Raw genomic sequence first — 20,518 nt, 5'->3', positions numbered from 1 at the left:
ATGATAACGTTGTTACCATTATCATAAACGCGTTGGAGTTTGTCAAAAAGTTTTGCGGCTCCAACGGTTTCAAATCAAGGAGATTTTCTATGAGTGTGGAAAAGTTTAACGATTGGTTTAGAAAATTTGGCGAAATCCAGATAAGGCACAGAACTGTTTTTATCATTGCTCTTGCAATCATCACTTTTGTGGGCGCGGTGGGACTCACTAAATTTCAGGCAGATAACAGCGATGATGGGTGGTTTGAGGATTCTGATGAGATAAAGCGCAATCAAAATAAATTCGATCAGATTTTTGGTGGCGATGACGCTATTATGGTTCTTGTAGAAGCTGAGGATGTCTTTAAGCCCGAAGTGCTTGACGCAATTGATCGGCTTGGAAAAAGGCTTTTGGCGGAAGTTCCTTATGCGAACGAACTCACTTCAATTATGAATATGTCAATCTCTAAAGGCACAGAGGATGGGTTTGAGGTTATAAATCCTTTTGAGGACGGAGTTCCTACAGATTCTGCCGAACTTAAGGAAAAGCGTGATTTTATACTTTCGCGACGTTCGCTTGTAAACAATCTTGTAAGCGATGATGGCCGAGAAACTTGGGTAATCCTAAGCTTAAATCATTACGCGTCGGAGGAACAGGTTCCAATTGGTCAAGCGGCTCTTAGTATTGTAAAAGCTGATGAATTTAAAAGCGATGAATACACTTTAAAAGGCATTGGTAGGGCTTATACGGAAGCCGAAGAAAATGAAGTTATAAACAAGGAATGCGCAAAAAGAATCATAATCGGGTTCTTTGTCATGATTCTTTGCCTTTTGCTTTTTGTGCGCAGTTTAAGGGGTCTGATTGTTCCAATTATTGCGACAGTTGGAGGAATTGTAACAGTAATAGGATATTCCTCTCTGTTTGGCATAAAATCTAATATAACAATGCTAGCTCTTCCGGTTATTCTTGGAATGGCTCTCTCGGTCGGATATTCAATTCATTACATAAACGAATTCCGTCTTCATTTCCGCACAACAGGAAAACGAGTAGACAGCGTAATAAAGGCAGTTCAAGAAACCGGTTGGCCAATTTTGTTCACTGTAATCACAACAATGGCTTCCATGATTTCTTTTATGACAGTCGGTATTGGGGAACTCAAATGGGTCGGAGGAATCTGCGCTTCAATTGTGTTTGCGACTTACCTCTATGTAATCATTTTGATTCCTGTATTCATGAGTTTTGGAAAAGACAGAAAAATAGACCGGAAAGCAGTTGAAGAAATTCAGGCAAAACAAAAGGCTGAATACGTTCCCACAAAGGCTGATCTTTTCTTTGAAAACATGGGGCTTTGGGTTGCGCGCAAAAGGTGGTGGATTATTGGAGTTGGGACTGCGATTGTGATTGCAAGTATTCCAGGCTGCTTTAAGATGGGCGTAAATATGGACTACATGCAGATGATGGGAAGAAAAATCCCTTATATAAAAGAACTTCAATCAATCCTCGACGCAAAACTTGGAAGCCAGTACAGTTATAATTTGATGATTGAGTTTCCGGAAGAAGACGCATTCAAAAATCCGGAAAATATGAAAAAACTCGATTTGCTCGAGGCATACCTTTCAAAAGGCAACCTTACTCGATGGACGGGAGACGAGCCAAGAATTACATCTGTCACTGATATTGTTAAAGAGGTGAACTGCTGTTTGAATGCGGACGATCCTGCTTTTTATATCGTGCCGGATGACCAAGAACTCCTTACTCAGGAACTTTTTTTGTATGAGATAAGTGGGGGAGACAATCTTTCACGATGGTTGACCTCTGATTACTCTACGACATATATTCACATCGAGTTAAATGGCTATGACGCAAATAAAATTGTTGAAGATATAAACAACGCAAAAAAATGGGCAAAGGATGTATATCCAGAGGCAAAAACTTCGATCATAGGTGAAGTTATAAATTATGCGGTGATGAACGAAAAACTTGTAAAAGGTGAATTAAAATCATTTATGTTCAGTTTTATAATCATTGCTGTTTTGATGATTGTTGCATTCTCAAGCATCACTACAGGTTTAATCGGCATGATTCCAAATTTGGCTCCAGTTGTTTTTATTGGCGCTGTTATGGGGTACTTTAAAATGGATCTCGATATGATGACAATGACAATAATGCCTATGGTTTTGGGAATTGCGGTAGACGATACAATTCACTTTACAAATCGTTGCAAACTTGAGTTTGAGCGTACAGGCAGTTATAAAGAATCGCTAAAAATCTCATTCCGTGAGATAGGAAAAACACTTGGAATGACCACATTTATTTTGTGCGCTATGTTTTCAGTCTTTCTTGGTTGTCCGGTAGCGTGTTTGTTCAGAATCGGACTTCTCACAATCGTTGGATTGGGCTCAGCTTTGTTAGCGGATTACACTTTGACACCTGTTTTAATCTATGTGACAAAACCTTTCAAGGAGAAGAAATAATATGAAAAAATTTACATTAATTTTAATTGCAATGATTTTTGGAGCCAGTGCGTTTACACAGACGCTTTCAGGATACGACATCATGAAAAAATCTGATGAAGTTCCAAAATCGAAAACAAGCTCTTATACTGCGACTATGACTTTGACAGACAAAAAAGGCAACACCCGCATCCGCGAAGTTCTGGAAAAAAGCCTGGAGCTTACAGATTCGACTAAATCTGTGATCATTTTTACAAAACCAAAAGATGTTTCTGGAGTAGGATATCTCACAATCAGCTACAAAGAGGATTCTTCCGGCAACAAAAAAGATTCAGATAACTGGCTTTACATGCCGGCGATGAAAAAAGTTCGTCGTATTTCGGGTTCTGAGTCAGGCGGTGACTTTATGGGAACTGATTTTACTTACGATGATATGGGCGACCGTGGTTTGAATAAAGATAATTTTCAGCTTATTGGAGAAGAGGATATTGACGGAGCTGCATGTTACAAAGTTGAATGTAAAGCAAAAAATTCTACAGAAAAAAATCCGAGAAAAATCTGCTGGATCAGAAAAGATAATTTTATGCTATGCAAGGCGGAGTTTTATGATAGACAGAATGAACTTCAGAGGGAGCTTATTTGCAGCGACATCAAAAAGGTAGATGGATTTTGGACGACAGGAAAAATGCTGATGAAAAACATTCAAAAGGATCACAGCACTTTGATTGAAATGAACAATGTCAGCTACGGCGAGTCAATCGATGAATCGCTGTTTACTGTCGCAGCACTTGAAAAAGGCAGGATACGATGAAAAAAATATCATTCTTTTTGATTTTGTTTTTGGCGTTCGCACTTCCATCTTTCGCCGATGGAGTTGAGTTTTCAGGCGATATCGATACGGCTTTAGGTGTTGCAGCCCCTTGGACCGACAAAGATTCTGCAGCAGGACATTTTACATTGGGGGAATCGTCTTTGACCGGCAAACTGAATGCGTATTACGCTGACAGTTCCGCTTATGCTGAGGGAACTTTTTCTTACAAAAAAAATGAAGATGGAAATCTTGGGAAAGGATTCAACCTTTCTCTAAACGAACTTTTTGCTGATTATTCAAGTTCTTTTTGGGCAATCAGGGTCGGTCGCCAAAAAGCGTCGTGGGGAAAATCTGATGGAATAGATATTACAAATGTGCTTTGCCCGTCTGATTTGTCGAGCGTTGCGGCGATGGTTAGCGAGAATTCAAAACAGGCTGTAGATGCGATTCGTTTTTCTGCAAGTATCTCAACTTTTACTGCTGATGTCTGGTGGATCCCGTTTTTTACTCCGGCAGAACTTCCAAAAAGCCTTGCTGCACGCACCATAATTGAAAAACCTGAGCTTGCAATTTGGAATGGAGAATACGGATTAAAACTTTCAGGGTATTTTTCTTCATTTGACATATCTCTTTACGGGTTTTATGGATGGGACGACATTCCCTTGTTCGACTACAGCGTGAGTTCAAAAGGAGATGTCTTGATAAATGGCAGATATAAAAGCATGATGATGTTCGGTGCAGACGCCGCAATCCCAATTGGCGAAACAGTTATTCGCCTTGAAAGCGCATTTTTCCCACAAAGATATTTGCAAAAAAAAGCGCAGACCATAATAGAAGAAAAAACAAAAAATGCAATGATTGCATCGATGACTGGTACAACACCGCTCCCTGTTGAAAATGCATTGCAGAAAAATCAATTGTCTGCGCTTGCTGGAATAGACTGGATGCCTTCCGGTTGGGCAATCACAGCACAATATTACTGCGACTATATTCCGGGAAATATCGATGGATTGGATAGAAACAATGCATACACACACGGAGTGACAATCAGTGTGTCAAGAACATTGCTTTCGGACACACTTGAACTTTGTGTAAACGGCTTGCTCGGATTAAATGATTTTGACAGCATGATAAATCCTTATGCGAAATACAGCGTCTCCGATCAATTCAGCGTTACATGTGGGGCATATATTTTGTCTCCAGGTCCAAAAAATAACGGAAAATTTGGCAGTTATAAAAACTCAAGCTCATTTTACGTAAATGGCAAATTTAGTTTTTGATTATAATAATTTTCTGAGAGATTGAATTTTATTTCAGATAAATAATAATTTAAAAAAAAGGTGGATATGTACGGAATTATTGCTAAGGGATTGCTTATTCCTTTTTTGGGAACATCGCTTGGAGCTGTGCTTGTTTTTTTTATGAAAAAAGAACTGAAACAGAGTATACAGCGGGCTTTGACAGGTTTTTCATCCGGAGTTATGATTGCAGCTTCCGTTTGGAGCCTTTTGATTCCGTCGATGGAGCTTGCAACATCAAATGGGATGGGAAAAATCAGTTTTATCCCAGCCGTAGCAGGATTTTGTCTCGGCATGGTGTTTTTACTTTTCCTTGATGTCGTCATTCCTCACATGCACCTCGATAAAAACCATACAGTTGAAGGTCCAAAATCTCATCTCAAAAGGACTACGATGATGGTTCTAGCTGTTACGTTGCACAATATTCCTGAGGGGATGGCTGTAGGAGTTTTGTATGCCGGCTGGCTTTCAGGAAATGCCCAAATCACAGAAGCGGCGGCACTGACTTTGGCACTCGGCATTGCAATTCAAAATTTCCCGGAAGGGGCAATCATCTCTATGCCGCTCCATTCAAGGGGCAATGTTTTACGTCGTGATTGAAGAGCTTATTCCCGAAATGTCAGAAGGAAAACACTCGAATATTGGAACGCTGATGTTCATGGTAGGTTTTTCTTTGATGATGATGCTCGACGTCGCTTTGGGCTGACATAAAAGTTATATGCGAATAATTCAAGTTAGTTTCATCTATTGACAGCCATATATAGGTGTTGTAGAATGTTTGTGCCTAAAGATTAGACGCAACTAATTTTTTAAGGAGCTGATTATGCCATTATCATTTTCTAATATCGGAGAGACTGTTGTGATAAGCCGGATTTCCGGCAGTGGAGCTATTCGCAAACATCTTACAGATTTAGGTTTTATTGCAGGCGAAGAGGTTAGTGTAATTTCTAAAGTCGGCGATGGAAATCTGATTGTAAAAGTAAAAGGTGCCAGAATTGCGCTTGATAAAATGCTCGCTTGTAAGATTTTTGTATAAAACAGGTTTTTATAGAGAGGTATAAATATATGACATTGAAAGAAGTTCCGGTTGGAACCACTGTGAAAGTGAAACGACTTAACGGTGAAGGTGCCCTTAAACGTCGTCTTATGGATATGGGCTTCACAAACGGCTGTGAAGTTTATATTAGAAAAGTTGCCCCGCTTGGAGACCCTGTTGAAGTAACTGTACGCGGTTATGAGTTGACTGTTCGCAAGGGTGATGCAGAATGCATCGAAGTTGCAGAGTAAGGGAGGCAGGGAATGAAAAAAATTAGAATAGCTTTAGCAGGAAACCCTAACTGTGGTAAGACTACAATGTTCAATAACCTTACAGGTGCAGTTCAATATGTTGGTAACTGGCCTGGAGTAACAGTTGAAAAGAAAGAAGGTAATTTAAAAGGAGAAAAGGCTGTTTCTGTAGTCGATCTTCCTGGTATTTATTCTCTATCTCCATATACAAATGAAGAAGTTGTAAGCCGTGATTATCTTGCTAGCGATGAACCGTCTGCTGTATTAAATATTGTTGATGCAACAAATATTGAACGAAACTTGTATCTTACAACTCAGATTCTTGAGCTTGGAAAGCCTGTTGTAATTGCTTTAAACATGGTTGATGCAATGAAAAAATCAGGGGCAGCAATCGACAGCAAAAAACTTGGAGAACGACTTGGTTGTAAAGTTGTAGAGACTGTTGCTTTGCACGGAAAAGGTGTAAAAGACGCTGCAAAAGCTGCGAGTCAGGCAGCAGGAAAAGAAGGAAATGCCCCATCGAGCTGTTTTGAGGCAGATGTTGAAAACGCTATCGCACAGATATCTTCGCTTCTCCCTTCTTCTGTTGAAAAAAAACTTGTTCGCTGGACAGCAATTAAAGTTCTTGAACGCGATGCTAAAGTAATCACAAAAATTAAGCTCAATGATGCTGATAAAGCAAAAGTTGAACAGATTACAGCTGCTTTGGAAAAATCTCGCGATGATGACATTGAATCAATCATCACAAATGAAAGATATAACTACATTGCAAAGATTCTTGATGGAATTATAGTTCATCCAAAAGCAAAGATGACAAAGTCAGATAAAATTGACCGCGTTATCACAAACAGATTCCTTGGACTTCCAATCTTTGTTCTTGTTATGTGGTTTGTTTACTGGGTTTCTATAAATACAGTTGGTACTATGGGTACAGACTGGGTAAATGATGTTGCAGTTACAACTATACAAGGCTGGGTTCAGGGACTGCTCGAAAGTGCAGGTGCACATGAAGTTCTAGTCGATTGTATTGTAAACGGTATTCTTGGCGGTATTGGAGCTGTACTCGGATTTGTTCCTCAGATGGCAGTTCTTTTCCTTCTCCTTTCTATTCTTGAAGATTGCGGATACATGGTTCGTATTGCGTTCGTAATGGATAGGATTTTCCGTCACTTCGGACTTTCTGGTAAATCATTTATTCCTCTTTTAATTTCATCAGGTTGTGGAATTCCCGGAATCATGGCAAGCCGTACGATTGAAAATGAAAATGACAGACGTATGACAATCATGACAACGACATGGATTCCTTGCGGTGCAAAACTTCCTGTAATCGCTTTGATGGCAGCCGTAATTGGCGGAAGAGTTACAGGCGGAGATGCTTCTTTTCTCGGACCTCTGATGTATTTGATCGGTGTTGCAGCTGTTTTACTTGCTGCTGTTTCATTGAAAAAGACAAAACCGTTCCACGGTCCTGCTGCTCCATTTGTAATGGAACTTCCACAGTATCACCTTCCTCAAGTTAAGACAGTTTTGCTTCACACTTGGGAACGTGTAAAAGGATTTGTGGTAAAAGCCGGTACGATTTTGTTCGTAGCTTGTATCGTAATGTGGTTCCTTTCAAGCTATGGTTTTGGAGAAGAAGGCTTTGGTCTTGTTGAATCTCCTGATTCTATTTTGGCAAAGATTGGCGGCGTTATACGTTATATATTTATCCCGCTTGGATTTGGAGGCGCAGAAGGTGGCTGGGAAGCTGCCGCAGCCTCAATCTCAGGATTCTCTGCTAAGGAAGCAATTGTTTCTACAATGGGAGTTTTGGCAAATGTTGCAGAAGATGCAGTTGAAGACGGCAATGTCGTAGCAACTGCAATCAGCGGATGGTTCCCAACAAGCATCGCTGCTTTCTGTTTCCTTTTGTTCAATCTTCTCGATTCTCCATGTCTTGCTGCAATTGCGACAATGGCAAATGAATTGAAGAACCGCAAATGGTTCTGGTTCGCAATCCTGTTCCAAAACCTCGCTGCTTATGCTGTAACGATGATCGTTTATCAGCTTGGAATGCTTTTTGTTCACGGCGTATTTGGAGCCGGAACTATAATTGCCTTTATACTGCTGGCATTTATTTTGTTTGCGGTATTCAGGAAGAATCCTTACAAAGGAAAGTAGGAGGTCTTATATGGTTGTAACAATTATTTGTGTAGCAGCCTTAGCATCTTATTCGGCATATATTATTTACAAAGCAGTGAAAAAGTTCAGACATGCAAAAAAAACCGGTAGTTCAGTTTGTTGCTGCGGTTGCTCTGATAAATGTTCTTGCTGTGATGAAAAATAATATCTGATAAAAGATTTTATGCACAGGAAGGCGGTTCTTTGATAAGAAGAATCGCCTTTTTTATTTGTAAATTTTAAAATATCATTTCGGTTTAATGAATGCCATTTTAGTGCTTTTTTGTATTTTCAGTTGAATCTTTTTTTTCTGACATGACTTTTTCTTTCAGCTTGAGGACAGCACCTTTGATATCGATGTATTCGGATTTTGTTGAGAGCCAGAAATGTACTTTTTCTTTGTTTTCATCGTTGACTCGACGAATGTGTTGCTGAAGATTTTCGAGGCGGACAACAAGTCCGTTTTCTTTTGCGAACTTGCGAATGCGCTTCATTATGTTCAATGAATAAAAGACATCTACCGCAAATACCCCGTAGAAAAAGCCGACAACAAGGCAGAATGTTAGGTGATTTGTAAACCAGTAAAGCCAGTTCAAAACTCTTGGATGAATGAAAAAGTAGTAAACTGTGCTTAAAATATACCAAAAAAATGTGTAGAGTGGGCAGATGATTCCCTGTATATTTCCCCAGCATCTTGAATAATCCCACAGTTTAATCTTCATCCCTTTGATAAAAATAAGTCCTGCAATATATTCAAAAACAGTGATGCTCAACGCCATACAGACAAAGAGGATAGCCTTTTGTAAAATTTTGTTTTCAATAAAGCTGACATCGATAAAAGATAGCAGAAATAAAATCGTCAAGCTGAAGCCGTAAAGAGGCAGATATGGCCCAACTAAAAAACCCGGGTTTATCCATTTGTGTTCAGGATTGTTTTTGCTGAAAAAATGTCGCCACAAAACTTCAAGACTCCACCCAATAATACTTCCTGCGAAAAATAAAAATAATATTATAAGAAATATATTCATAATTTAAAAATAGTTCATAGGCAAATAATAATCAACCGGAGTATTTTGAAAAAAAACACGTTTATTATTTTCAATTTTACTGCTGTAAATAAGTCCTCCGTCATATAAAAGTTCCCGGTCATGATTTTGAAAGTTCATTTGCTGTTTTGACCAGACAGATATGAATCCGATATAATAAATTAATGAGGGACGAAACTGACGGGCAGTTTAACTCCGGAAATTTAGTAATGGAGAAAAAAATGTTAAATCATCAGGGAACAAAAAAGCTGGAGACAGAAAGACTTATACTCAGGCAATTCGAAATAGATGATTATGCAGAAATGTATAACAATTGGGCAAGTGAAGACGCAGTGACAAAATTTCTTACATGGCCGTCTCATGCGAATCAGGAGGTTACAAAATCTGTGCTTACCGACTGGATTCCTAAGTATGCAGATAAAACTTTTTATAACTGGGCGATTGAATTAAAAGAGGAAAACAAACTTATCGGGAATATTTCTGTCGTTGATTATCGTGAAGAATCTCTGTCTGCGGTTCTCGGTTATTGCATGGGAAGCAGATGGTGGGGAAAAGAAATAATGCCCGAAGCTGCCAGGGCTGTCTTAAAATATCTATTCGAGGAAGTTGGATTTAATAGAATCGCTTCAAACCATGACAAAAATAATCCAAAATCTGGAAGGGTTATGCAGAAAATTGGAATGACTTACGAGGGAACTCTCCGAAGCGCGGGTTTTTGCAATCAGGGGATAGTCGATGCCGTCTGGTATTCTATATTGAAAAGTGAATGGAAAAATGAACATTGCAATTTTTTCAGAAAGCTATTTTCCTACAAAATCTAGTATTGTCACCGTAGTATGGCAGTAAAAAGGGCTGGCAATCAAACTGTTTATCAAAATGTTAAAATTGATATTAGTTTGATTTGATGATAAAATCTCACTTATGAATATTTTATGGACACTTGCAATTGGAATTATAATCGGTATGGCAAATGTAATCCCCGGCGTTTCAGGGAGCACGATAGCGGTTGTTTTTGGAATTTACGACAAATTTATAGATGCTATAACTCTGAATGTAAAAAAACTTTGGAAAAATAAAAAATTTGTATTGCCGATTGTTACAGGAATGGCACTTGGCGTTCTTATTTTGAGCAAGCTGATAACATTGCTTTATGAAAAATTCCCTATACAGACTAACTTTTTTTTCACAGGATTGATTATCGGGAGCGTTCCGATGCTTGTGAATCTCTCTGTAAATAAAAAAGACGGGACTAAAGTAGAAAAATCTAAAACAAAGTCTATTGTAGCCTGTGTCATTATCGGGATTGCAATCATGATTTTGTTCTCTATGCTTGAATCTTCTTTTGGAGATTCTCAAGGCATGATAAAGTCTCTCCCTGAGTTTTCTGTAAAACTTGCATTAAAAATTTTCATCGCAGGGGTTTTTGGAGCTGTTGCGATGATTGTTCCTGGAATTTCAGGCTCTCTCCTGATGCTTATTTTGGGCGTTTATCCTATTGTGATAAAAAGTATTTCAGCATTGTTCCTACCGGAGAGTTTTTTTTCTGCGCTTATTCTTCTTCTTCCAAACGGAGTCGGAGTTCTCGCCGGACTTTTGCTCGGTGCCAGGCTTATAAAAAATCTTCTGGAAAAAGCTCCTAATCATACATACGCGGTGATTCTTGGACTTTTGTGTGGCTCTGCACTGAACATCTGCCCGATTACAAAAAATATATTTCAGGGAGTTTTTTTTCAATCTATTTTAGATTTTAAGAGCGTTTCTCTGGTTTTATCTTCTGCGGCTGCGCTGATTGTTGGAGGCGCAATGGCATATTTCAGTTCAAAGTTTTCTCCATCGGAGTAGAATTCCGACTGCGTGAAAAACACGAGCTAAAAAAATCTATGCTCAGCTACTAAGTCTAAACAGTTTTTTAGATAACTTTCTTCTTTCCTTATTCTATGAAGGCAACGGGCGACTCACGATAATTTAAATTTATTTCTTTTGCGTATTTTAAAATCTCGATATATAATCTATAACTGATAGGATTACTATCAGTTATGGTAAAAAAAGGAGGAAATATGTTATTTAATCTTTATTCGGGAGTGGCAGGCACTCAGCTTATCGGTTGGCTTTGTGTATTCATAGGGCTTATAGTTTTAAACGAAATCGGGCGCAGGACAAAAATAGGCGGAATCGCAGTTTTCATGGTTATTCCAGCGGTTCTTACTGTTTATTTTATTCTTGCAAATAGCGGTCTTTTTGGCGGAAAAGAAAATCTTACAGTTAAATATATGAGTGGCTGGTTCCATTACTTCAAGTTGTACGCTGCAACAATCGGCTGTATTGGTTTTATCATGATAAAATACAAATGGGGAATTGGAGCAAAACATTGGTTCAAGCCATGGCCGTTTGTAATTGTTGCTGCTAACATTTTAATCGCTGTCGTATCTGATTTTGAATCACTAGCAAAAGGCGGAATGAATGGCGGTTGGTGGGTTTCTAACGAAGGCGTATTCTTGTACGGCGGATGGTGGAACTTGTTGAACGGTATTGCAGGTCTTATCAATATATTCTGTATGACAGGATGGTGGGGTGTTTACTCTTCAAAAAACAAACGCCAAGATATGCTTTGGCCTGATATGACAATCTTGTTTATCATCGCTTACGACGTTTGGAACTTTGAATATACATATTTGAATTTGCCGACTCACTCTTGGTACTGCGGACTCGCATTGCTCCTCGCTCCGACATTTGCTGCAATGTTCTGGAACAAAGGTGGTTGGATCCAGAACCGTGCATTTACGCTTTCTGTTTGGTGTATGTTTGCTCAGGTGGTTCCGACATTCCAGTTGACAAGAACTTTTGGAGTTCTTCCGACTGTATACGGAAACGCAGGCACACACTCTGCACTCGATATGTACAATTCTGCTATGAATCTTTACAACTCAGGAAATGCAACCGGCTCTGCTGTTGCTGCCGAAATCTCAAGGATGGGAATTACAGCTCATCCGACTGCACAAGGGGTCGTAGCCGTTCTCTCTATAGCCATCAACGTTCTCGTTCTTACTGCAATAATCAAGCGTTCTGTTGAATTGAAGAAAAATCCATATAAGAACGAAATCTGGAGCGGAACAAAAGACTTTGACGAGGCAATGGCTAGGGCAGAGTAGTCTAAAAGTATAATCAATTAATTCATATAGGAGCAAGAACTATGGAAGCAAAAGGTGATCCGCATTACCCTCTTCGTCCTGAAAATGCAAATGTAGATGGACCGATGAGAGAGTCGATTGTAAAACTCGGAAAGATGATAACCGACCGTGTCCCGATCAAACTTGGATTACATAAAATTACAAAAGATGATCCGGAATACTGGGCTCTTTGCTGTCTATGCACAGACGAAGAAGCTGAATTGGCTTTAAAATTTGGCGGAATTCGTAAACCGAAAACATTCGAGCAGCTTAAAAAAATCTCGAAAATCGAACCTGAAAAACTTCAGAAGATGTTAGACCACATGTCGTGGACAGGCTTGATTGAATGGAACTACGAAAACCCTAAGCGTGAAAAACAGTATGTGCTTCCAATGTTCGTGCCCGGTTCGGGCGAGTTCTCCAATATGAATAAGGATTTGATCGAAGAGAATCCGCAACTTGGGCTTTTCTTCGAACACATGACGCGCCTCCCTCTTGAAAAGGTTACAAAAATTGTTCCTCCAGGAGGAGCCGGTATCGGTATGCATGTTATTCCTGTTGAAAAAGCTATTGAGATGAACAACGAAGCGATTAGTGTAGAAAAAATATCTCATTGGCTCGATAAATACGATGGAAAATATGCAAAATCTCCTTGTTCGTGCAGGTGCAGCCGCAAAACTTTTGAAGAAGGCTGTGGAGACGTAGAAGACGGATGGTGTATCGCTGTCGGTGATATGGCAGACTATGTCGTAGAAACAAACAAAGGTGGCGTATATATCACTCGAGAAGAGGCGTTGGATATTTTCAAAAGAGCGGAAGACAACGGATTTGTTCACCAGATTACAAACATCGATGGTGAAAACAAAATCTTTGCCATCTGTAACTGTAACGTAAATGTTTGTTATGCTCTTCGTACATCGCTTTTATTCAATACACCGAATTTGTCTCGCTCGTCTTATGTTGCAAAAGTGGACAAAAATAATTGTGTGGCTTGCGGTCGTTGTGTTGAATATTGTCCGGCGGGTGCTGTAAAACTCGGTCAAAAATTGTGTAAAAAAGACGGCTCTTCTGTTGAATATCCAAAACACCTCTTGCCTTCAGATAAAAAGTGGTCAGAAGCTGACTGGGATTGGGATTACCGCGATCACAACAGAATTGAATCTTATAGAACAGGGACAGCCCCATGTAAAACAGCTTGCCCTGCACACATCGCAGTTCAGGGATATTTAAAAATGGCTTCGCAGGGACGCTATAAAGAAGCGTTGGCGCTCATCAAAAAGAACAATCCGCTTCCTGCTATCTGCGGTCATATTTGTAACCGCCGTTGCGAAGACGCTTGTACTCGAGGCACAATAGACCAGGCTCTGGCAATCGATGAAGTAAAAAAATTCATTGCAATGCAAGACTTGAACGCAGAAACTCGTTACATTCCAGAAAAGGTAATTCCGCGTGTAGATGGCGATTTCAGTGCAGATAAAGTTGCAATTATCGGAGCAGGTCCTGCCGGTTTGTCTTGCGCATTCTATCTTGCAGAAAAAGGCTATACTCCTACCGTATTTGAAAAAAATAAAAAACCGGGAGGAATGCTTGTATATGGAATCCCATCATACAAACTGGAAAAGAATGTAGTTGAAGCGGAAATAGACATTATCCGAGCCATGGGAGTAGAAATCAAAACCGGCATTGAAGTTGGTAAAGACGTCACTCTCGATGAGCTGAGGGCGCAAGGGTACAAAGCGTTCTACATCGCAATCGGATGTCAGGGCGGACGTTCTGTAAATGTTCCCGGCGAAGATGCAAAAGGCATTTCAACTGCCGTAGATTTCCTCAAAGAAATAAACGCAAACGAAAAATACGACTTTTATGGAGATGTTGTTGTAGTTGGCGGAGGAAATGTTGCAATTGACTGTTCGCGTGGGGCAATCCGAGCAGGTGCTCCAAAAGTCACTCAAATCTGTCTTGAAGGTCGCGACATTATGCCGGCTTCAGATAACGAAGTTGCCGAAGCTGAAGAAGATGGAGTTGAAATCAGGTGCGGTTGGGGACCAAAAGAAATCATCAAAGATAAAGACGGAAATGTGAGCGGAATCGTATTTAAAAAATGCGTTTCTGTAAAAGACGCAACCGGTCGTTTTAATCCTAAATATGATGAGAATGATACAATAAAAGTCGATTGCCGCCATATTGTGCTAGCGGTTGGGCAGAGCATTTTGTGGGGAGACTTACTCAAAGGCTCAAAAGTTCAACTCGGACGAGGAAACGGTGCTGTTGCAGATCCAAAAACTTATCAGACGGCAGAACCGGATATTTTTGTCGGCGGGGACGTTTACACCGGTCCTAAATTTGCAATCGATGCGATCGCCGCAGGAAAAGAAGGTGCAATTTCAATTCACCGTTTCGTACAACCGCACACATCTCTTACAATCGGGCGCAACCAGAACGATTATGTTGAACTCAACAAAGACGATATCTTAGTTGAAAGCTATGATAATTCCAGCCGTCAGATTCCCGGAACTAAAGCAGGAGTCGCTCCAAAGAGCTTCCGCGACGCAAAACTTGTGTTTACAGAAGCACAAGTCAAAAAAGAGACAGCGCGTTGTTTGAGCTGTGGAGCGAGCGTTGTTGACACAAATCACTGCGTAGGCTGCGGAGTTTGTACAACCAAGTGCGAATTTGACGCAATCCATCTGTTCCGCGACAATCCTGAATGCTCAGTTATGCGCCGAAGCGAAGATAAGATGAAATATATTCTTCCTTATGCTGCAAAACAGGCAATTAAAATAAAGTTTTCAAAAAAGAAGAAAAACCCTAAAAAAGACGACGAGTAGTGTAAAACAATGCACGAGCTTGGAGTTGTTTTTAAGATAATAGATGATCTCAAAGTGGTGGCCGCTGAAAATAATCTCGACGAGATTAGGAAGGTGACCATCAAATTGGGCGAAGTCTCTACAGTGATCCCGCAGTACCTGACAGATTGTTGGAAGTGGGCGATAAAACGAGAGCCTATTCTAAAAGATGCAGAAATTCAAATTGAAAGAATACCGGCAGTGACATATTGCGATTCCTGCGGTAAAACTTATGAAACAGTGAAGTACGCAAAAATTTGTCCGCATTGCAAAAGCGATAAGACTTGGCTCATGCAGGGAAATGAATTTTTAATTAAAGAAATTGAAGTTCCAGAAGGCTGATAACGGAAGGCTGATATATGAACAAAAGAGAATACGACATCCTTGAAACTAAAGAAAATATCCTTGCAGATAACGATAAAGTTGCGGCAGAAGTTCGCAACCTTTTAATATCTCGCAGAGTATTTATGGTAAATCTCATGGCTTCTCCGGGAGCCGGAAAAACGACAACTCTTGTGCGAACAATCAACTCGTTGAAAAACAAATATCGGATTGGCGTTATGGAAGCCGATGTTGATAGCGATGTAGATGCTGCAACAATTCAGAAAACAGGTGCAAAAGTCATTCAGCTTCATACAGGCGGTTCGTGTCACATGGACGCAGATATGACTCGACGCGGAATTGAAAAACTTGGACTTGCTGACATAGATGTGCTCTTTCTCGAAAACGTCGGAAATCTTGTCTGCCCGGCGGAATTCGATGTCGGTTCTGCTAAGAGGGTTGCAATCCTCAGTGTCCCTGAAGGCGATGACAAACCTCTGAAATATCCGCTGATGTTTACGGTAAGCGATCTTCTTCTGATTGGGAAAATCGATGTAAAACCGGCGTTTGATTTTGACGAATCTAACTGTCGAAAATATGTAAATGCTTTGAATCCAAAAATCAAAGTGATTTCAGTATCAGCAAAAACCGGAGAAGGATTTGACGAATGGATAAATTGGCTAGAACTGGAAATAGAATCATTCCGGCAGGAGCACAGCGATGAAAATAATTGAACTCAATAGATCTGTAACAGAATCAAACGATAAAGATGCGGATGCGCTTAGGGAAAAAATGAGAGCCGCCGGTGTTTTGATGTTCAATCTGATGTCTTCTCCTGGCTCAGGAAAAACAACATTGCTTTCATGTGTAATCACCGACATGAAAAGCGAACTTAAAATCGGCGTCATGGAAGCAGACATCGCATCTGATGTAGATGCTGCCAAAATCGAAAAGCTTGGCGCGCGAGTAATCCAAGCACATACAGGTGGGATGTGTCACATGGACGCTGGAATGACAGAACGAGCCATAAATGCGATGGGCAACGAAAATCTGAACATTGTATTTCTCGAAAACGTTGGAAATCTCATCTGTCCGGCAGAATTTGATACAGGAGCCGAACGAAACATAATGATTCTCAGTGTTCCAGAAGGAGACGACAAGCCTCTAAAATATCCGCTGATGTTCCAAAAAAGCGATGTACTTGTTATCACAAAGATAGATACAAAAGATTATTTTAATTTTGATTTTTTTGCTTGTGAAAAAAGAGTCCGCTCGCTTAATCCAAATATCGAGATTTTTCATGTATCAGCAAAAACTGGCGACGGTATGAGCGAGTTTGAAAACTGGATTCGGCAAGAATATAAAAAATATCGTCTACGATTCTAAAATAATACTTACACAAAAAAATCCTTTACTATATAATTTCAATATCCCGCCGAAGGTTTTTGCGCAGAATAAAACGATAGAAGTGTGATCTTCTGAAGTTTTATCAAACTTGACAACAAAACTGAAAGTGTCATAATAATCAAATATATTTTTACTATGATATGCAAAATGATGATAGGAGGCAAACATGAATCTTGCACATGAATTTTTAGTAGAAGACAGAGAATTTTTAGATTACGAAGATTTTTCTAAAAATTGTAAACTAAAAGCTCCTGAGAATTTTAATTTTGCCTATGATATTGTCGACCGTTATGCAAAAGAGACTCCGAATAAGCGCGCTTTGCTTTGGATTGATGATAACAGTGACGAACCGCTTGATTTTTCATTTGCGGATATTTCTCGAGAATCAAAGAGAGCTGCTTATTGGCTTTCCCTTAAAGGAATTAAGAAAGGCGATACTGTGATGCTTGTTTTGCGCCGCCGCTATGAATGGTGGATTTTGATGCCTGCTCTTCACAGAATCGGGGCGATTGTAATTCCTGCGACAGATCAGCTTTTGCAGGCTGATATTGAATATCGAACAAATGCTGCCGATGTAAAAATGGTCATCTCTTATGATAATCCTCATATTCAGGAAGAAATTGAAAAAGCATTGCCAAAATCTCCGACTGTGCAATTTTTAGTTACAGTAGGTCCGGACAGAAAAGGGTGGATTAATTTTCATAAAGAATGCGAACCGCTCGACCCGGAATTTCCTCGTCCTGTAGGAGATGCAGCCACCCACAATACAGACCCGATGCTTTTGTACTTTACATCGGGAACATCAGGCTATCCAAAAATGGTTTTGCAGGATTTTGTTTATCCGATCGGACACATCATGACTGCAAAATATTGGCACGGAGTTGTAGATGATGGGCTTCATCTGACAATTTCGGAGACAGGGTGGGCTAAAGCGACTTGGGGCAAACTTTACGGCCAGTGGATTTGCGGTACGGCACAGTTTGTCTACGATATGAACATGCTCAAGCCTGATAAGATGCTTCAGATGATTTCAAAATACGGGCTTACAACTTTCTGTGCGCCGCCGACAGTTTATCGCTTCCTCGTTCGTCAGGATTTGTCAAAATATGATTTGAGCAAATGTACAAGATTCAGCACAGCCGGAGAAGCTTTGAACGGTGAAGTCTACGAAAAATGGCTTGAGAAAACAGGCAAAAAGATTTATGAAGGGTATGGGCAGACAGAGTCAACAATCATCTGTGGAAATTTTATGGATTATGCTCCCGTCCGTCCGGGGTCAATGGGAAAACCGAATCCCCTATATAAAATAGAAGTTTTAAACCCGAACGGAAAACCTGTTCCTAATGGGGAAATTGGGGAACTTTGCATCCATATCGAAGATGGTCGCCCTTTTGGACTTTTGATGGGTTATCATAAAGACATATCATTGACTGCCGAAGCGTTCGACGGGGGCGTCTATCATACAAATGACAATGTCTATATGGACGAGGACGGTTATGTTTGGTTTGTCGGACGAAAAGATGATATCATAAAATCATCCGGATACAGAATCAGTCCGTTCGAAGTTGAATCTATCCTTCAAAAGCACCCAGCGGTATTGGAATGTGCTGTCACAGGTGTAGAGGATCCTAAACGCGGCATGGCTGTAAAAGCAACGATTGTTCTTTCAGCAGATTACGCAGACAAAGAGCCGAAAGAGATGGAATTGATAATGTCGAACTTTGCAAAAGAAAATACAGCAATGTATAAATGCCCGCGAATCTATGAATTTGTTAAGGAATTACCAAAGACAATATCCGGCAAAATCAGGCGTGTTGAAATTCGCGAAAAAGACAAAGGGAAAGATCTCGATAAAATAAAGCAAGATTTTTAGCGAGGAATTGCGGGGTGAGAATGATAAAAGAGTACAAGTCTGAACTTTTGGACGATGGAATCACATTGCTGAATGAAAAAAAAATTTTGTTTGGGCAGTGTGGGCCGGATAAACGACTTCATCTTTCTGAAGTTATGCAGTATTGTTCCGATTACGTTACAGAGTTGTATACGCAGCGTGGATATGATCGCGATTTTTTGGTAGAACACGGGTATGCCCAGATGGTTTCCCGTTCAAGCTTTCATATCTATGATTTACCAAAAGAAAACGATGTGATAACTATTTCCGTTCGCGAAGAAAAACCTGAAGGTCCGCAACTGATGCGCTGTTATGAATTCAAAGATTCAAAGTCCAATCAGCTTTTAATCGTCGGAAAAAGTCTGTGGGTGATTGTTGAGCCCAAAACAAGGGCAGTTGTATTTCCGAACAGGTTCGAATTTCTTGCAAAATCAGATGTCGAGACACGAGAGGAATGTGCAAAACCAGGCAGAATAAAATTTCCCGAAAAACTCGTCCATCTTTCAGATCAGAAAATTATTTATTCAATGATTGACGGAAACAATCATCTCACAAATTCAAAATATATCAACTTTGCAATCGATTATCTTCCTGAGCAGTACCAGTCAAAGGAAATTACTGACTTCAGATTAAACTTTTGCAAAGAAATTCGCAAAGATGATACTATGCAGGTGAACGCTTTTTTCAACAACGAAGAAAATAAAATTCTTGTTGAAGGTAAAATTGCTTCGGACGGCGAACGTTCTTTTGAATGTGAACTTATCTATAAATAGAAAATACAGAAAAAAGAATATTAATCTATAAAAAAACAAAAAGCGAAATCAGCAGGCGACCATTATGTTGAATCAATTTTTAAGGACAGAACTAATCATTGGCAAAGAAGCGATGGACATTTTACAGGCTGCCCGAATCGCCGTTTTTGGAATCGGAGGGGTAGGGGGGTATGTAGTCGAAGCCCTTGTTCGTTCAGGAATTCAGCATATCGATATCATAGACAACGACATTGTTTCACTTACAAACATAAATCGTCAAATCATAGCGACCCATTCAACAATCGGAAAATATAAAGTCGATGTCATGAAAGAGCGAATTCTCGACATCAATCCTGATGCTGAAGTCAATGTTTACAAATGTTTTTATCTTCCGGAAAACTGTCACCAGTTTGATTTTTCCAAATACGATTATGTTGCCGATGCGATAGATACGGTGACTGCAAAAATCCAACTTATTTTACAAGCAAAAAAATCAGGGACGAAAATAATTTCAAGTATGGGGGCAGGAAACAAAACAGATCCCACAAAGTTTCGCGTCGCTGATATTTTTCAAACTTCTGTTTGTCCTCTTGCAAGGGTTATTCGGCACGAATGTAAAAAAAGAAAAATCGAAGATGTGAAAGTTGTTTTTTCAACAGAACCGGCGCTGAGCCCGGTCAAAAACAGTCCCGATTCGGAACCGGTTCCCGGCAGCATTGCGTTTGTTCCTTCTGTTATGGGATTGATAATTGCAGGAGAAATCATTAAAGATCTGATAAAAATAATGTAATTGATAACCAGCATCAGTCGACAGAATACTCATTAAAAAATGTCATAAATTTGGCTTCCGTGATTGAATTGGTCAGAATGGTCAGAACCCCGTTAACGTTGCTATTTTTAATCGGTGAACCCCAAATAAGGTTACGGTCAAAAAAGTACTGAACCCAATTACGGGTGACGCTTTTTGCAAGGAGTTTTTATGTTACCAAGTCCTGCAACAAAAGCGGCAGCAATTTCTGATTATCTGGCTGGTAAAGGCGGATATTTCAAGATTGCAAATGAGTATGGTATCAGTCCATTTACATTAAAAAAATGGGTTG

Annotated in this window: 20 protein-coding genes; 19 read left to right on the top strand and 1 reads right to left on the bottom strand. The window is 39.9% G+C overall.

Annotated features, from left to right (window positions below; genetic code table 11):
- The first annotated feature begins 89 nt into the window (after positions 1 to 89).
- The 9 genes from H9I37_RS10825 to H9I37_RS10790 all read left to right on the top strand — a co-directional run bounded on the left by H9I37_RS10825 (position 90) and on the right by H9I37_RS10790 (position 8,154).
- Positions 90 to 2,453: an efflux RND transporter permease subunit gene (locus H9I37_RS10825; protein ID WP_187382741.1), complete on the top strand. Its 2,364-nt coding sequence runs from the start codon at positions 90 to 92 to the stop codon at positions 2,451 to 2,453.
- Position 2,454: 1 nt separating this feature from the next.
- A complete protein-coding gene (locus tag H9I37_RS10820; RefSeq protein WP_187382740.1) occupies positions 2,455 to 3,243 on the top strand; it encodes an outer membrane lipoprotein-sorting protein in 789 nt (262 codons plus the stop codon).
- A complete protein-coding gene (locus tag H9I37_RS10815; protein ID WP_187382739.1) occupies positions 3,240 to 4,523 on the top strand; it encodes a DUF1302 domain-containing protein in 1,284 nt (427 codons plus the stop codon). Before H9I37_RS10820 ends, H9I37_RS10815 begins: the two co-directional genes overlap by 4 nt.
- A gap of 66 nt (positions 4,524 to 4,589) precedes the next feature.
- On the top strand, positions 4,590 to 5,141 hold the full coding sequence (locus H9I37_RS10810; RefSeq protein ID WP_255422577.1) for a ZIP family metal transporter: 552 nt from the start codon (positions 4,590 to 4,592) through the stop codon (positions 5,139 to 5,141).
- Positions 5,122 to 5,247, top strand: coding sequence for a hypothetical protein (locus H9I37_RS11710; protein ID WP_255422576.1), 126 nt, complete (start codon positions 5,122 to 5,124; stop codon positions 5,245 to 5,247). The genes H9I37_RS10810 and H9I37_RS11710 overlap by 20 nt, the downstream gene beginning before the upstream one ends.
- Positions 5,248 to 5,364: 117 nt before the next feature.
- Complete coding sequence (locus tag H9I37_RS10805) at positions 5,365 to 5,577, top strand: FeoA family protein (protein ID WP_187382738.1); 213 nt, start codon at positions 5,365 to 5,367, stop codon at positions 5,575 to 5,577.
- A gap of 29 nt (positions 5,578 to 5,606) precedes the next feature.
- Entirely contained in the window at positions 5,607 to 5,828 is a 222-nt protein-coding gene (locus tag H9I37_RS10800; protein ID WP_187382737.1) for a FeoA family protein, read from the top strand.
- 12 nt (positions 5,829 to 5,840) lie between these two features.
- The gene (feoB, locus tag H9I37_RS10795; protein WP_187382736.1) at positions 5,841 to 7,988 is read left to right on the top strand and encodes a ferrous iron transport protein B; all 2,148 of its coding nucleotides are present in this window, start codon (positions 5,841 to 5,843) and stop codon (positions 7,986 to 7,988) included.
- Positions 7,989 to 7,998: 10 nt separating this feature from the next.
- Positions 7,999 to 8,154, top strand: a complete 156-nt coding sequence (locus H9I37_RS10790; RefSeq protein WP_187382735.1) for a FeoB-associated Cys-rich membrane protein — start codon at positions 7,999 to 8,001, stop codon at positions 8,152 to 8,154.
- A gap of 106 nt (positions 8,155 to 8,260) precedes the next feature.
- Here H9I37_RS10790 and H9I37_RS10785 read toward each other — a convergent pair whose 3' ends face one another.
- Entirely contained in the window at positions 8,261 to 9,016 is a 756-nt protein-coding gene (locus H9I37_RS10785) for a putative ABC transporter permease (RefSeq protein ID WP_187382734.1), read from the bottom strand.
- Between the two features lie 182 nt (positions 9,017 to 9,198).
- Between H9I37_RS10785 and H9I37_RS10780 the strand changes: the two genes are divergently transcribed.
- The 10 genes from H9I37_RS10780 (at position 9,199) to H9I37_RS10735 (ending at position 20,208) form a co-directional block, all read left to right on the top strand.
- Positions 9,199 to 9,855 carry a GNAT family N-acetyltransferase gene (locus H9I37_RS10780; RefSeq protein ID WP_222864237.1) on the top strand — a complete coding sequence of 219 codons (657 nt, stop codon included), beginning with the start codon at positions 9,199 to 9,201 and terminating at the stop codon, positions 9,853 to 9,855.
- A 100-nt stretch (positions 9,856 to 9,955) separates the two neighbouring features.
- Positions 9,956 to 10,876, top strand: a complete 921-nt coding sequence (locus H9I37_RS10775) for a DUF368 domain-containing protein (RefSeq protein WP_187382733.1) — start codon at positions 9,956 to 9,958, stop codon at positions 10,874 to 10,876.
- A 215-nt stretch (positions 10,877 to 11,091) separates the two neighbouring features.
- Positions 11,092 to 12,183, top strand: coding sequence for a DUF5692 family protein (locus tag H9I37_RS10770; protein ID WP_187382732.1), 1,092 nt, complete (start codon positions 11,092 to 11,094; stop codon positions 12,181 to 12,183).
- 41 nt (positions 12,184 to 12,224) lie between these two features.
- Positions 12,225 to 15,029 carry an FAD-dependent oxidoreductase gene (locus H9I37_RS10765; protein WP_187382731.1) on the top strand — a complete coding sequence of 935 codons (2,805 nt, stop codon included), beginning with the start codon at positions 12,225 to 12,227 and terminating at the stop codon, positions 15,027 to 15,029.
- A 9-nt stretch (positions 15,030 to 15,038) separates the two neighbouring features.
- Positions 15,039 to 15,389, top strand: coding sequence for a hydrogenase maturation nickel metallochaperone HypA (locus H9I37_RS10760; protein ID WP_187382730.1), 351 nt, complete (start codon positions 15,039 to 15,041; stop codon positions 15,387 to 15,389).
- A 17-nt stretch (positions 15,390 to 15,406) separates the two neighbouring features.
- Positions 15,407 to 16,102, top strand: coding sequence for a hydrogenase nickel incorporation protein HypB (gene hypB, locus H9I37_RS10755; protein ID WP_187382729.1), 696 nt, complete (start codon positions 15,407 to 15,409; stop codon positions 16,100 to 16,102).
- Positions 16,089 to 16,754: a hydrogenase nickel incorporation protein HypB gene (hypB, locus tag H9I37_RS10750; protein ID WP_187382728.1), complete on the top strand. Its 666-nt coding sequence runs from the start codon at positions 16,089 to 16,091 to the stop codon at positions 16,752 to 16,754. Before hypB (H9I37_RS10755) ends, hypB (H9I37_RS10750) begins: the two co-directional genes overlap by 14 nt.
- A gap of 187 nt (positions 16,755 to 16,941) precedes the next feature.
- Positions 16,942 to 18,648: an AMP-binding protein gene (locus H9I37_RS10745; RefSeq protein WP_187382727.1), complete on the top strand. Its 1,707-nt coding sequence runs from the start codon at positions 16,942 to 16,944 to the stop codon at positions 18,646 to 18,648.
- A 20-nt stretch (positions 18,649 to 18,668) separates the two neighbouring features.
- The gene (locus H9I37_RS10740; protein ID WP_187382726.1) at positions 18,669 to 19,439 is read left to right on the top strand and encodes an acyl-ACP thioesterase domain-containing protein; all 771 of its coding nucleotides are present in this window, start codon (positions 18,669 to 18,671) and stop codon (positions 19,437 to 19,439) included.
- 64 nt (positions 19,440 to 19,503) lie between these two features.
- Positions 19,504 to 20,208 carry a tRNA threonylcarbamoyladenosine dehydratase gene (locus H9I37_RS10735; protein ID WP_187382725.1) on the top strand — a complete coding sequence of 235 codons (705 nt, stop codon included), beginning with the start codon at positions 19,504 to 19,506 and terminating at the stop codon, positions 20,206 to 20,208.
- Positions 20,209 to 20,518: the final 310 nt, after the last annotated feature.

The organism is Treponema sp. Marseille-Q3903 (genome assembly GCF_014334335.1).
Taxonomy (GTDB): domain Bacteria; phylum Spirochaetota; class Spirochaetia; order Treponematales; family Treponemataceae; genus Treponema_D.
Note: the sequence above shows the minus strand (reverse complement) of the source record. Positions and strands in the feature narration are given on the sequence as shown.

What these genes read in the sequence shown, in the direction of transcription:
- feoB (WP_187382736.1), top strand. Translation starts at nt 5,841, where the DNA reads ATGAAAAAAATTAGAATAGCTTTAGCAGGAAACCCTAACTGTGGTAAG.
- H9I37_RS10745 (WP_187382727.1), top strand. Translation starts at nt 16,942, where the DNA reads ATGAATCTTGCACATGAATTTTTAGTAGAAGACAGAGAATTTTTAGAT.
- H9I37_RS10805 (WP_187382738.1), top strand. Translation starts at nt 5,365, where the DNA reads ATGCCATTATCATTTTCTAATATCGGAGAGACTGTTGTGATAAGCCGG.
- hypB (WP_187382728.1), top strand. Translation starts at nt 16,089, where the DNA reads ATGAAAATAATTGAACTCAATAGATCTGTAACAGAATCAAACGATAAA.
- H9I37_RS10825 (WP_187382741.1), top strand. Translation starts at nt 90, where the DNA reads ATGAGTGTGGAAAAGTTTAACGATTGGTTTAGAAAATTTGGCGAAATC.
- H9I37_RS10765 (WP_187382731.1), top strand. Translation starts at nt 12,225, where the DNA reads ATGGAAGCAAAAGGTGATCCGCATTACCCTCTTCGTCCTGAAAATGCA.
- H9I37_RS10780 (WP_222864237.1), top strand. Translation starts at nt 9,199, where the DNA reads ATGAGGGACGAAACTGACGGGCAGTTTAACTCCGGAAATTTAGTAATG.
- H9I37_RS10740 (WP_187382726.1), top strand. Translation starts at nt 18,669, where the DNA reads ATGATAAAAGAGTACAAGTCTGAACTTTTGGACGATGGAATCACATTG.
- H9I37_RS10800 (WP_187382737.1), top strand. Translation starts at nt 5,607, where the DNA reads ATGACATTGAAAGAAGTTCCGGTTGGAACCACTGTGAAAGTGAAACGA.
- H9I37_RS10790 (WP_187382735.1), top strand. Translation starts at nt 7,999, where the DNA reads ATGGTTGTAACAATTATTTGTGTAGCAGCCTTAGCATCTTATTCGGCA.
- H9I37_RS10815 (WP_187382739.1), top strand. Translation starts at nt 3,240, where the DNA reads ATGAAAAAAATATCATTCTTTTTGATTTTGTTTTTGGCGTTCGCACTT.
- hypB (WP_187382729.1), top strand. Translation starts at nt 15,407, where the DNA reads ATGAACAAAAGAGAATACGACATCCTTGAAACTAAAGAAAATATCCTT.
- H9I37_RS11710 (WP_255422576.1), top strand. Translation starts at nt 5,122, where the DNA reads ATGTTTTACGTCGTGATTGAAGAGCTTATTCCCGAAATGTCAGAAGGA.
- H9I37_RS10770 (WP_187382732.1), top strand. Translation starts at nt 11,092, where the DNA reads ATGTTATTTAATCTTTATTCGGGAGTGGCAGGCACTCAGCTTATCGGT.
- H9I37_RS10810 (WP_255422577.1), top strand. Translation starts at nt 4,590, where the DNA reads ATGTACGGAATTATTGCTAAGGGATTGCTTATTCCTTTTTTGGGAACA.
- H9I37_RS10820 (WP_187382740.1), top strand. Translation starts at nt 2,455, where the DNA reads ATGAAAAAATTTACATTAATTTTAATTGCAATGATTTTTGGAGCCAGT.
- H9I37_RS10785 (WP_187382734.1), bottom strand. Translation starts at nt 9,016, where the DNA reads ATGAATATATTTCTTATAATATTATTTTTATTTTTCGCAGGAAGTATT.
- H9I37_RS10760 (WP_187382730.1), top strand. Translation starts at nt 15,039, where the DNA reads ATGCACGAGCTTGGAGTTGTTTTTAAGATAATAGATGATCTCAAAGTG.
- H9I37_RS10735 (WP_187382725.1), top strand. Translation starts at nt 19,504, where the DNA reads ATGTTGAATCAATTTTTAAGGACAGAACTAATCATTGGCAAAGAAGCG.
- H9I37_RS10775 (WP_187382733.1), top strand. Translation starts at nt 9,956, where the DNA reads ATGAATATTTTATGGACACTTGCAATTGGAATTATAATCGGTATGGCA.